Raw genomic sequence first — 11493 nt, forward strand, 5'->3', positions numbered from 1 at the left:
AAGCAAATCGCGCGGAACGCCAGTTTCAACGCTACGAATGACGGGGAAAAGAGGTTGTAAAGTCGTAGCGTTATGGAGTTTTAGGGTTGTAAAGTTGCTACCGCCGGATGGGCTGATGCGCCAGCAACTTTACAACGGTATAACTTTACAACTCGTCAACTATAAAGCTCCACAACTTCACCACCATGCGCCCGTACCTTCCCCTCGTTTGCCTGACTCTACTGATGGGCTGCGGTTCATCATCGACAACGCAGCAGTCGTCCGCAGCAGCCGAACAGAAAGCCCCTGCTTATCCATTTGCCTACCAGCTCAACAAACCCGCCAGTGTTGCGAAGCTGCCCAAAAAGCTGGAGGAGGTGTCCGGCTTGACCTATTACAAAGACGGCAAACTCCTGTGCATTCAGGATGAAGTCGCTGCCGCCTACGTGTTCGACACCCGAACGGGTAAGGTGATCGAAGACATCGACTTTGGTGGCTACGGTGATTTCGAAGGCATTGAGTACGTCGACGGGACTATCTACGCACTGGAGAGTAACGGTATGCTGTCGCGGTTTGAGCCGAGGTCGTTACGCATTGCCCGCAGTAATATCGGTATCCCGAAGAAAACGGAAGTCGAAGGGTTGGGCTACGATCCGAAAGCCAAACAACTGCTGATTGCGGTCAAGAAAGGCAGCACCGGTTCCAGCGATAAAGCCGTTTATACCTACGACCTGACCCGGAAAACGGTATACAAAGCCCTGAACATAAGCGATGTGCAACTGACTGAGGCCGGTATCGACCCCGGCAGCTACAAACCGTCGGGCATTGCCGTACACCCGATTACGGGTGATTGGTACGTCATCACCTCCGCCGGGCACCGACTGCTGATCATCGACCGGCCGGGAAAAATTCGCTACAACGAACCCCTCGATCCACAGTTGTTTCGGCAACCCGAGGGCATCTGCTTCGCCCCCAATGGTGATTTATACATTGCCAGCGAAGGCAAGGGCAAGAAAGCCGAAATTCTGACTTTTCCATACCGGAAGTAGTATACTCCCGTCCGTTTAGGCAGGGCTGTTAAGGTCCAGCTAAGCATACCCGGCAGCGGCCGCCCCCCGCTCCCCAGGGCTGTTAAGTTCTAGCCTGTTTACCCCCCGCCCCGAAACGTCGGCCCGGCCTAAAGGGGCGGGGGGTATTGTTAGCCGGAGGAAATTTGGCTGACGTCAGCGCCAACTCAAGAACTTAACAGTCTTGCCCTGAAGGGGTTATTTGGGGAAAGCATTAATCGTATCAAAAGAGTCTTTTGTCATCCCGACGCAGGAGGGATCTTCGCTCAAAGGCATTTTTCTTTGCTGTTTCCGAAGATCCCTCCTGCGTCGGGATGACAAAAATCCTTCCTTAAATAACCTCTAAAGGGGGCGGGGCAGCGGCCGCTGCCGGGTATTTCGCCCGCTACTGGGCCGGGTCGGTTTTGGGGGCCGTCGGCAGGACGGCGACGTCACGTTCGCGCTCCGTCTGTTCGACGTACACCGCGTTGTCGGCGGGTTCGATCCGGATACCGAGGTTGTTGGCGTAGGCCTGCGTAAATTCCGCGCCGAAGTAAAGAATGGCAGCCGTGTAGTAAATCCAGGTGAGCAGGACGATCAGCGACCCGGCCGCGCCATACGTTGAGTTGGTACCTGTTGTCTCGATATATAGACTAATCAGATAGCGGCCCAGCATAAAGAGCAGAGCGGTAAAAAAAGCCCCCCAACGCACATCTTTCCAGGCAATTTTAGCGTCGGGCAGAACTTTAAAAATGGTAGCGAACAGCGCGGCTGCGACCAGTATGCTCAGCACAAAAGTCAGCCCACTGATAAAGACCAGGCTCAGTCCCGGCGCAAATCGGTTGATGTAGCTGCCCAGCGTCGCGATAAGCCCGTTGATAACGAAGGAGACCAGTAGCAGGAACCCCATACTCAGCACCAGCGACGACGACAGCAGTCGGTCCTGCAAGAGTTTGAGCCAGCCTTTCTTGGGCTTGGCCTTGACGCGCCAGATCATGTTGACCGAGTCCTGAATCTCGACAAATACGGTCGTTGCTCCGACGATCAGGGCAACGATCCCCACGGCAAGGGCCACGTTTGTTTTTCCCGACAGGCTCGAACTTTTAATCATGTCCTGAAGCTGCTCGGCGATGTCCGTACCAACCAGTCCGCTGATCTGCCCGACGATCTGCCCTCGAATGGCTTCTTCACCCAGAAAAATGCCCAGTAGTGAGATGACCAGCACCAGCAGCGGGGCCAGCGAAAAGACGGTGTAGTAAGCAAGGGCTGCGCTGAGTTTTAGACAACGGTCGTCGAGGAAGCCGTTGAACGAATCGCGCAGGATAGCGCCGATGTTGGCAAAAAACGATTTTTCAGGTGATGGCATAGGGAGATAGGGGCGTTGGGCGTCAGCCCGAAACCCGCAAATGGCTACAAGTGTAACCAAGTAACGCGCCGGTTGTTAGCCGTTTGTGGGCTGTTTCCACTGCAAATTCGCCGTGCCGAACCGAATGTCACGGGTATCCTGTCCGGCAAATTCAACCGTTACCACCAGCGTACGCGCCTTTCTCAACTGACCGATGAGTGATTGCTCGTTGGCAAAAAACAGGATGTTGGCCCGTCCGTTGGCGGCTGCCACCAGCGGATACGAGACCGCCGGGCGATTGTCGAACCGAACACGGGCTGCACCGCCCTGAAAACTCCGGTTGAACTGCCCTTTCGACACCTCGATGTACACGTGTGTTTCGCCACTGCGCCGACGCAGGGTAAGCGTTGCTGTAGAACCACCATCGTAAGGGAACGGAAAGTTCAGCACGGTGGGCGATACGGTGAAGGCTTTATAGCCCGTGCGGGTTTCTTCGTAAATCCAGTGGCCGGCATCGGGGGAGGTGGCTGCCACAGCCGGTTGCGTCAGGGCGACGGGTGGTTCCAGTTCAGGGCTGGCCGATACGGTAGCGGGGGGCGTCGTAGCGGTTGTCGCTGAACCGGTTGTCTCGCCCTGACGACAGTTGCCCAGCAATCCGACGAGCAGGAGCGCCGTGCCTACAAACGTGACCCGATGCGCCGAACGTGCCGGTCGACCTTTTATCCGGTGAATTGGTGTGCTCAACATTTTTTGTGTGGTTCGGCCCATTGACCCGTTATTTTTGTTCGTCTGAAAGACAGAACACAATTTATCTGAATTCATGCTACAATTTCTTAAATACGTACTGGCCACTGTCGTTGGACTGCTGCTGTTTTCGTTTGTGGGTTTCCTGCTGCTGATCGGGGTAGGGGCAGCCTTCTCCTCGTCGAGCAGCAAACAAACGATTTCTGACAATGCCGTGCTAAAAATAGACCTCGACAAACCGGTTCAGGAGCGTACCACCGAAAATCCATTCAAAGGGTTTGGAACGTTCGGCGGGCCGAGCGATGCCATCGGTCTGATCGACATCAAAGAGGCCCTGCGCCACGCCAAAACCGACGATAAAATCAAAGGGATTTACCTGACCGCTGCCATGCCGCAGGCGGGCTGGGCGTCGCTCGAAGAGATTCGGAACGCGCTGATCGACTTCAAGACGTCGAAAAAGTTCGTGTATGCGTACGGCGAAACGATGACCGAAAAAGGGTACTACCTGGCCTCGGTAGCCGATAAAATATACCTCAACCCCGCCGGTGATCTGGAATGGAACGGCCTGACGGCGGAACTGACGTTTTTCAAGGGCACCCTCGATAAACTGAATCTGAAACCCGAAATTTTCCGGGTCGGTGAGTTCAAAAGTGCCGTCGAGCCCTTTATCCGGGAGAATATGAGCGAGCCGAACCGACTCCAGTATACGTCGTTCCTGAACTCGATCAACGATTACACGGTGCTGCGAATCGCGCAGAGCCGAAACCTGCGCGTCGATTCGCTGAAACGCTACGCCGATAACCTGACGATCCGTGAACCGTCGGATGCCCTGCGCACCAAACTTGTCACGAACGTAGGCTACCAGGATGAAATCGAAGGGTTGATGCGGAAGCAGTTGAAGCTGGAAGAAAAAAAGAAAATCAACTATGTGTCGCTGAGCAAGTACCAGGATTCGTACGACGACAGCGATAGCGGTAACGGGTCGAACCGAATCGCGGTAATCATTGCGTCGGGTGATATCAATTCCGGTAAGAGTGGCGACAACAGCATCGGGTCGGAAACGATCGCCGAAGAAATCCGCAAGGCCCGGCTTGACGACAAAGTGAAAGCAATCGTTGTGCGGGTCAATTCGGGGGGCGGTAGTGCACTGGCATCCGACGTGATGTACCGCGAAGTCGAGCTGGCCAAGAAAGCAAAACCCGTAATCGGCTCGATGTCCGACTACGCGGCTTCGGGTGGCTATTACATGCTGATGGGCTGCAACAAAATCGTCGCTGAGCCGAACACGATCACCGGTTCGATCGGGGTGTTCTCGCTGCTGTTCAACACCGAAACGTTCTTCAAAGACAAGCTGGGGGTTACGTTCGACCGCGTCAACACCAACGCGAATGCCGACTTCCCAGCGGCTACGCACGAGATGTCGCCCTTCCAGAAGCAGGTGCTGCAAAAACAGACCGAACGTATCTACGCTCAGTTTACCAGCAAAGCCGCAGCCGGTCGTAAACTGCCCATCGATAGCCTGCGGGCCATCGCGGGCGGGCGTGTCTGGACGGGCACGCAAGGCAAGGCGCTGGGCCTCGTCGATCAACTGGGCGGACTGGACGATGCTATTAAAGTGGCGGCTCAATCGGCCAAACTCAAGGCTGGCGACTACCGGCTGAAATACCAGCCCCGTCAGAAGCCGTTCTTCGAGCAGCTCATGAGTTCGTTCACCGACGATCAGGAAACCCGCGTGCAGGCGCAACTGGGCGAGCTGGCTCCCTACGTCAAGTACCTGAAAAAGTTGAAGACACTCGAAGGCGTTCAGATGCGGATGCCGTTTGAGATGGAAATTCAGTAGACGGTATACGGTTTATAGTTTTCGGTTTACGGACTGTAGCTGACAGTGCAAACTGAAAACCGTAAACCGTATACCGACCAAGAATTTGGTTTGCTGAGAAGTGACCCGTTTGGCCGTCGATGCCGGGCGGGTCCTTTTTTGTAGTTCAGACCGGCTGTAGCCTAGACCTCCAGGTCTGGAGGCCGTTAGGCCAACTTTTTTAGGTAGAAGCCTTACTGGCCGCTTCGCGTCCTCCAGACCTGGAGGTCTGGGCTACACCCACATCCTGTTTAAACAGAAGTAAGTATCTTTGTGAACTACAAGAGAGAGGAAAGAGGGTAGACAAAAGAGAATAGACAACGGGTTAGTTACCAATCTTTTCTCTTTCATCTATCTTCTTTCTTCCAAAGATCAAATGCTTACCGAACAACAAACGACAGATACAACGACGTTGCCCGTCATGGAAGCCTTTTACACCCTGCAGGGCGAAGGAGCACATACTGGTCGGGCGGCTTATTTTATCCGGCTCGGCGGCTGCGACGTCGGTTGCCATTGGTGCGACGTGAAAGAATCGTGGGACGCCAGTCTGCACCCGCAACTGAGCATCGATCAGATCGTCGCCGGGGCCGCAGCGCATCCCGGTCGGATGGCCGTCATCACCGGTGGCGAGCCGCTCATGCACGACCTGACCACACTGACCAACGCCCTGCAAACGGCGGGCTTCAGCACCAACATCGAAACGTCGGGTGTCTGCACGGCCGTGACCGGTTCTTGGAACTGGATCTGCTTCTCACCGAAGAAGTTTAAAAAGCCCAATCCGGCCATCTACGGGCTGGCTAACGAACTGAAAGTCATTATCTACAACGCGTCGGATTTTGCCTTCGCCGAATCGTTCGTTCCCCACCTGCGACCCGATTGCAAACTCTTTTTGCAAACCGAGTGGAGTCGTTCCAATGAAATGCTGCCTCGCATCGTTGACTACGTAAAAAACAATCCGCAATGGCAGATTTCGTTGCAGACTCACAAATACATGGATATTCCGTAGGGGGAAGAAAGAAAAAAGACGATAGAAGAAAGACTGGCACTACGTACCGCATCAACTGGGTAGTAAGTGTCCTTTCATCTTTTCTCTTTCTTCTATCGTCTTTCTTCTCCTCCGCCCAATCGCCGAAAGCCAAAGAGCTGTATGTGCAGTCGATCAAGCTGTTTGGTAACCGAAAAGCTGAAGAAGCCATTCCGTTTATGGAGCAGGCCGTCAAAGTCGACCCGGCCTATGGCGATGCCTACCTGAAACTGGGGCAGCTATACGAGTTTACGAAGCGGTTCGACCCGGCAATTGTCGCTTACCGGGACGCGATTAAACTCGCGCCCGACAACCCGACGTCGAGCGGAGCGTACCAGTCGCTGAGTACGATTCTGATGCGGCTGGGTCGCTATACCGATGCCTTGCCCTATCTGGAAAAATACCAGTCGCTGTTCGCGCCCAAGTCACTCCAGCATCAGCGGGTGGGCAAACTGCTCGCTAACGCCCGCTTTGGGGTTGAGGCCATGCAACATCCGCAGCCGGTCGAACCGAAGCCCGTCTCGCCGGTACTCAACACGACGCCGTCGCAATACTTCCCGGTGCTGACCGCCGACGAACAGACGCTGGTGTTTACCGCCCTCAAACCCGAAGGCGACGAGGACCTCATGGTGGCTACCTTCAATGGTGAAACCTGGTCGCCCCCGGTATCGCTGTCTCCCAACATCAACACCCTCGAAAACGAAGGTACCGCTACGCTCTCGGCCGACGGACGGACGCTGGTGTTTACGGCTTGCCAGGGCCGCAAAGGTTTTGGCAGTTGTGATTTGTACATGAGCCGCAAAACCGGTTCCGACTGGTCGGTCCCCGAAAACCTGGGAGCTGCGATCAATACGCGCTATTATGAGTCGCAACCATCGTTGTCGGCGGATGGTCGACGGCTGTATTTTATCTCTGACCGGCCCGGCGGGAAAGGTCGTCGCGACATCTGGCGGGCCGACCTGAACACCGACGGTAGCTGGAGTGAGCCGACCAATATTGGCGCACCGGTCAACACGTCGGCCAACGAAGCGTCGCCCTTCATTCATGCCAATGGGCAGAGCCTGTTCTTCGCGTCGGAAGGCCACACGGGGCTGGGCGGCTATGATTTATTCGTGTCCGACAGCCTGGCCGTGATCGACTCGACTCACTGGTCGACGCCCACCAACCTGGGGTATCCGATCAACACGTCGGAAGATCAGGCGTCACTGTTCGTTGCCGCCAACGGGCGTCGGGCCTATTATTCGTATGAAGAACAGAAAGACGGCGTGTCGCAGCGGTCGCGTCTGTATGCCTTCGATTTGCCCGAAACCCTGCGCGACCGGGTCAAACCCGTCAGTTACGTGAAAGGCGTCGTTGCCGACGCCCGGACCAGTAAACCCCTGGCCGCGATGGTCGAGCTGATCGACCTGAAAACCAATCAACTGGTGTCGCGTGTGATGGCCGATGCGCAGACCGGGCAGTACACGGCGATTCTGCCGAGTGGTGGCGAATACGCACTGTATGTCAGTGTGCCGGGCTATCTGTTCAAGAGCCTGTCGTTCGATTTCACTCAGAAAGCCAAGGACGATCCGCGTTCGGCCAGCACGGGCTTGTCGCTGCCGGTGCCGCTTGAACCGGCCGTGTCCGGCGCGACGGCTAAAGAGACGCTCAACAACCTGTTCTTCGAAACCGGGCGGTACGACCTTGCCGATAAATCACGCACCGAACTCGACCGACTGGCGCAGTTCCTGAAAATCAACCCCGGTGTAGCCATCGAGATCTCGGGCCATACCGACGACCGGGGCGATGCTGCCGCTAACCTGACGCTGTCGAAAAAACGGGCCCAGTCGGTGGTGACGTATCTGACACAGGCCGGCATCAGCGCCGAGCGAATCAAGGCGGTGGGCTACGGTAAGGCGCGCCCGCTGGTGCCCAACACGACCGATGAAAACCGGCAACTGAACCGCCGGATCGAGTGGCGGGTGCTGTAGGGGTGGGGGGCGTAACTTTGCTTTCGGCGGGAAATTTTTTCAAATTTGCGTATGTTGTCAGTACAGCCCGTTTTAGTAAACGGTAGTTTACCCATTGAATTGACAACATTATTGTCTGTAACTGATGAATGCTGAACATGTAAAGTGCCTGATTATCGGCTCTGGTCCGGCGGGCTATACCGCGGCTATCTACGCGGCACGCGCGAATATGAGTCCGGTTATGTACCAGGGACCCCAACCCGGTGGTCAACTGACGATCACAACCGAAGTTGACAATTTTCCGGGTTATCCCGATGGCGTTCAGGGGCCGCAGCTGATGCAGGACCTCGAAGCACAGGCCCGCCGGTTTGGCACCGATATCCGCTACGGCATGGTGACGAAGGTCGACTTCTCGGGCCATCCGCACCGCGTTGTCGTCGACGATCAGCACGAACTAACCGCCGACGCTGTCATTATTTCAACCGGTGCTTCGGCCAAATGGCTGGGACTACCCTCCGAAATGCGTCTGAACGGTCGGGGCGTTTCGGCCTGTGCCGTTTGTGACGGATTCTTTTTCCGGGGGCAGGACGTTGCCATCGTCGGCGCGGGCGACACCGCTGCCGAGGAAGCCAGCTATCTGGCCAATCTCTGCCGCAAGGTATACATGCTGGTTCGGCGCGATGAGATGCGGGCGTCGCGGTTCATGCAGCAACGCGTCAGAACGGCTCCCAACATCGAGATTCTGTACAATACCGAAACGGAAGAAATTCTGGGCGAAGACGAGGTAACGGGCGTTCGCGTGAAAAATGCAGTGACGGGCGAAACCAGCGTACTCGACGTAACCGGTTTCTTCGTAGCGATCGGGCACAAGCCGAATACCGATATTTTCCAGGATTACCTCGAGCTGGATGAGCATGGCTACATCCAGACGGAGAAAGGCAGTACCCGCACCCGCGTCAATGGCGTTTTCGCCTGTGGTGATGCGCAGGATAACATCTACCGGCAGGCCATTACGGCGGCTGGTACCGGCTGTATGGCCGCACTGGATGCCGAACGGTATCTGGTAACACTCGAAATGAAAGAGCAGGCGCTTGCCTGACATAACCCAACCACTCAGAGCCTTCGGACAGCACGCGCCGGAGGCTCTGGGCGTATGATTGATACGGATGAGAAAACTGGCTTTCCGATGGCTACTCGTCACTGCCTGCCTAAGTCTGGCTGTCTCAGCCCAGGCCCAGGAGCGCGGACGATTCAGGAAGAACCTGACCATCACGCCGAAAACAAAGAATACGAAGAATGAGCCCGTCGTCGATCAGCCTCAAAAAGCGGACGACATATACGATCAGGAGACGACACAGCTGCGATTTAACAGTCAGTTTGAACCGAAGAAAGAACTTAACCCGGTTGTTAGCGAAGATACCAGCCAGATTGATCAGGGCGACCTCAACGTCGTCGAGGTTGTCGACTCGGCACTGATTGGCAACGAGTGGGTGAAAATTGCCGATTATTACGCCATCTGGGATTCCCATACCATCGATCCCTACAACATCGATCCGCTGGAGTTCAACGAAGCGATTGACATCAAGCTGTACGATCCGGCCGCAAACCGCTACTGGTCGGCTCCCCTCAGCGAAGGTAAGCTAACCTCCAATTTCGGCTACCGCTGGGGGCGCTGGCATACCGGTGCCGACCTCGACCTGGAAACGGGTGACCCGGTCTATTCAGCCTTCGATGGTGTCGTTCGGGTGGTCGGCTGGAACGGTAACGGCTATGGTCGGTATGTGCTGGTTCGGCACTATAACGGGCTTGAAACGCTGTACGGGCATATGTCGAAACAAACCGTTGAGCAGGGGCAGATTGTGAAGGCGGGCGATCAGCTTGGACTCGGTGGAAACACGGGGCGCAGTTCCGGACCGCACTTGCACTTCGAGACCCGCTACGAAGGGAATCCGTTCAGCCCGCTCACCATCTTCTCGTTCCCGGCCAATACGCTCAACTCCGACCATTTCCTGCTGACCAGTTCCGTCTGGGATTATCTGCGGGGGGGGCGGTCGTCGGAGTCAGGTGGCAGCAGCAGCCGGGTGCGTATCAAACGGACCGTTATGCATCGGGTCCGGTCGGGCGAAACGCTGAGTTCGATCGCCAGCCGTTACGGAATGTCGGTATCGTCGCTAAGTCGCAAGAATGGCTTGTCGGCCCGCGCCCGCATCCGGCCCGGTCAGCGGTTACGGGTAAACTAATTGACTGAACGCGATAAAAAAGGGAGCCTGCAACCAATGCAGGCTCCCTTTTTTGCGTCAGGACCGTCTATTCATCTGCCGTGTTCAGAATGACCGACGAAATTGTTTCTTCAGTGAAAGCGGGCGTGGCCCCCCGTTGCGTTGCTACATAGGCACCCGTGGCGCAGGCGAACTCCAGAATCTGACTGGGCGATTCCTGCTGCGTCATTTTATAAAGAAAAGCCGCCAGGAACGCATCACCACTGCCAATCGTGTCTTCTACGTCGATCTCGAAGCCCGACTGCGTCGTGAAGCCACTGCTATCGAGCAGCACGGCCCCGGCTTCGCCCAGCGTTACGCAGAGCATGTCCAGCTGGTACCGATCGCGCAGTTGCTCCATGGCCCGGTGCAGATTCGGCTCGTAGCCGTACCACTCCGATAGTTCGATCAGCTCGTGTTCGTTCAGCTTGGCAATATCGGCCTGATGCAGTAACTCTTCGATCAGCGTACGTTCGTAATGCGGAGCCCGCAGGTTTACGTCGAACACCTTCCGGCGTGCCACCTGCAATAGATCCAGCAAGGTGTCGCGGGTCATGGGGCTACGCGCGGCCAGACTGCCGTAGACGAATAAATCGCTTTGCCGAACCGTTTCGGTCAGCTGCGGGTCGGGCTGAATATAATCCCAGGCAACGGGCTGTACGATTTTGTAGGTAACCTCGTTGGCATCGGAAATATTGGCTTTCGCAACACCCGTCAGGTGCGTACGCCCGATCTGAACCAGATTGGTAGGCAGCCCTTTGCTAGCCAGAAACTGCACCATTTCGACGCCCAGCTCGTCGTCGCCCACGCGGCTTATGATCTGGGCGTTGACGCCAAAATTGCGCAGGTCGGCCGCCACGTTCATCGGTGCGCCACCCGCCTGACGGCTGGTTGGCAATACATCCCAGAGTACTTCTCCGAAACAGGTAATTAGTGGATACATAAGCAATAAAAAAAGCCTGACTACGCAAGGCAGAACAGGCCGTTAGAAACTCGGTTAGCTCAACGTTTTCTTTCGGCACAAAACTAGTCCATACCAAAAGAAAAACGTCGCGCCTAACTCATCATAGGTTTATAGTAAATCGGGTTAATAGTGCGATTACAGCATAAAACTACGGAAGACAGTCGAGTCATTGTTTGTAATAAACGTTCAACTAATTCCAGAAAAAATTTATTTTCAATGTGGTGATTATCAGTATGTTGTTGTATAAGTAAGCCGTGCCATTTATACTAATGCTACACCAGTTTTCGGTTTTGTTACAGTTGCTGCCGGTCGCGTTTTCAGCATCG

At 55.5% G+C, this 11493-nt stretch carries 9 protein-coding genes; 6 read left to right on the plus strand and 3 right to left on the minus strand.

Annotated elements, in window-relative coordinates; translation table 11 throughout:
• Window positions 1-185 precede the first annotated feature (185 nt).
• Window positions 186-1028 (plus strand): SdiA-regulated domain-containing protein, encoded by an 843-nt coding sequence (locus CLV58_RS18695; RefSeq protein WP_106139349.1) that lies wholly within the window; start codon window positions 186-188, stop codon window positions 1026-1028.
• 403 nt (window positions 1029-1431) lie between these two features.
• On the opposite strand, the gene CLV58_RS18700 is transcribed toward CLV58_RS18695, so the two are convergent.
• Window positions 1432-2391, minus strand: a complete 960-nt coding sequence (locus CLV58_RS18700; RefSeq protein ID WP_106139350.1) for a YihY/virulence factor BrkB family protein — start codon at window positions 2389-2391, stop codon at window positions 1432-1434.
• A gap of 75 nt (window positions 2392-2466) precedes the next feature.
• Complete coding sequence (locus CLV58_RS18705) at window positions 2467-3117, minus strand: hypothetical protein (protein WP_146141473.1); 651 nt, start codon at window positions 3115-3117, stop codon at window positions 2467-2469.
• Window positions 3118-3190: 73 nt separating this feature from the next.
• Here CLV58_RS18705 and sppA point away from each other — a divergent pair, with 73 nt between their 5' ends.
• The 5 genes from sppA (at window position 3191) to CLV58_RS18730 (ending at window position 10185) form a co-directional block, all read left to right on the plus strand.
• A complete protein-coding gene (sppA, locus tag CLV58_RS18710; protein ID WP_106139352.1) occupies window positions 3191-4954 on the plus strand; it encodes a signal peptide peptidase SppA in 1764 nt (587 codons plus the stop codon).
• A 394-nt stretch (window positions 4955-5348) separates the two neighbouring features.
• Complete coding sequence (locus CLV58_RS18715) at window positions 5349-5978, plus strand: 7-carboxy-7-deazaguanine synthase QueE (RefSeq protein ID WP_245882379.1); 630 nt, start codon at window positions 5349-5351, stop codon at window positions 5976-5978.
• Complete coding sequence (locus tag CLV58_RS18720; protein WP_106139353.1) at window positions 5933-7966, plus strand: OmpA family protein; 2034 nt, start codon at window positions 5933-5935, stop codon at window positions 7964-7966. Before CLV58_RS18715 ends, CLV58_RS18720 begins: the two co-directional genes overlap by 46 nt.
• Before the next feature lie 124 nt (window positions 7967-8090).
• A complete protein-coding gene (gene trxB / locus CLV58_RS18725; protein ID WP_106139354.1) occupies window positions 8091-9044 on the plus strand; it encodes a thioredoxin-disulfide reductase in 954 nt (317 codons plus the stop codon).
• 67 nt (window positions 9045-9111) lie between these two features.
• Window positions 9112-10185: a M23 family metallopeptidase gene (locus tag CLV58_RS18730; protein ID WP_106139355.1), complete on the plus strand. Its 1074-nt coding sequence runs from the start codon at window positions 9112-9114 to the stop codon at window positions 10183-10185.
• A gap of 67 nt (window positions 10186-10252) precedes the next feature.
• On the opposite strand, the gene CLV58_RS18735 is transcribed toward CLV58_RS18730, so the two are convergent.
• Entirely contained in the window at window positions 10253-11146 is an 894-nt protein-coding gene (locus tag CLV58_RS18735) for a carbohydrate kinase family protein (RefSeq protein WP_106139356.1), read from the minus strand.
• Between the last annotated feature and the right edge of the window lie 347 nt (window positions 11147-11493).

Source organism: Spirosoma oryzae, from assembly GCF_003002825.1.
Lineage (GTDB): Bacteria > Bacteroidota > Bacteroidia > Cytophagales > Spirosomataceae > Spirosoma > Spirosoma oryzae.

What these genes read in the sequence shown, in the direction of transcription:
- CLV58_RS18695 (WP_106139349.1), top strand. Translation starts at nt 186, where the DNA reads ATGCGCCCGTACCTTCCCCTCGTTTGCCTGACTCTACTGATGGGCTGC.
- CLV58_RS18700 (WP_106139350.1), bottom strand. Translation starts at nt 2,391, where the DNA reads ATGCCATCACCTGAAAAATCGTTTTTTGCCAACATCGGCGCTATCCTG.
- CLV58_RS18705 (WP_146141473.1), bottom strand. Translation starts at nt 3,117, where the DNA reads ATGTTGAGCACACCAATTCACCGGATAAAAGGTCGACCGGCACGTTCG.
- sppA (WP_106139352.1), top strand. Translation starts at nt 3,191, where the DNA reads ATGCTACAATTTCTTAAATACGTACTGGCCACTGTCGTTGGACTGCTG.
- CLV58_RS18715 (WP_245882379.1), top strand. Translation starts at nt 5,349, where the DNA reads ATGCTTACCGAACAACAAACGACAGATACAACGACGTTGCCCGTCATG.
- CLV58_RS18720 (WP_106139353.1), top strand. Translation starts at nt 5,933, where the DNA reads ATGGCAGATTTCGTTGCAGACTCACAAATACATGGATATTCCGTAGGG.
- trxB (WP_106139354.1), top strand. Translation starts at nt 8,091, where the DNA reads ATGAATGCTGAACATGTAAAGTGCCTGATTATCGGCTCTGGTCCGGCG.
- CLV58_RS18730 (WP_106139355.1), top strand. Translation starts at nt 9,112, where the DNA reads ATGAGAAAACTGGCTTTCCGATGGCTACTCGTCACTGCCTGCCTAAGT.
- CLV58_RS18735 (WP_106139356.1), bottom strand. Translation starts at nt 11,146, where the DNA reads ATGTATCCACTAATTACCTGTTTCGGAGAAGTACTCTGGGATGTATTG.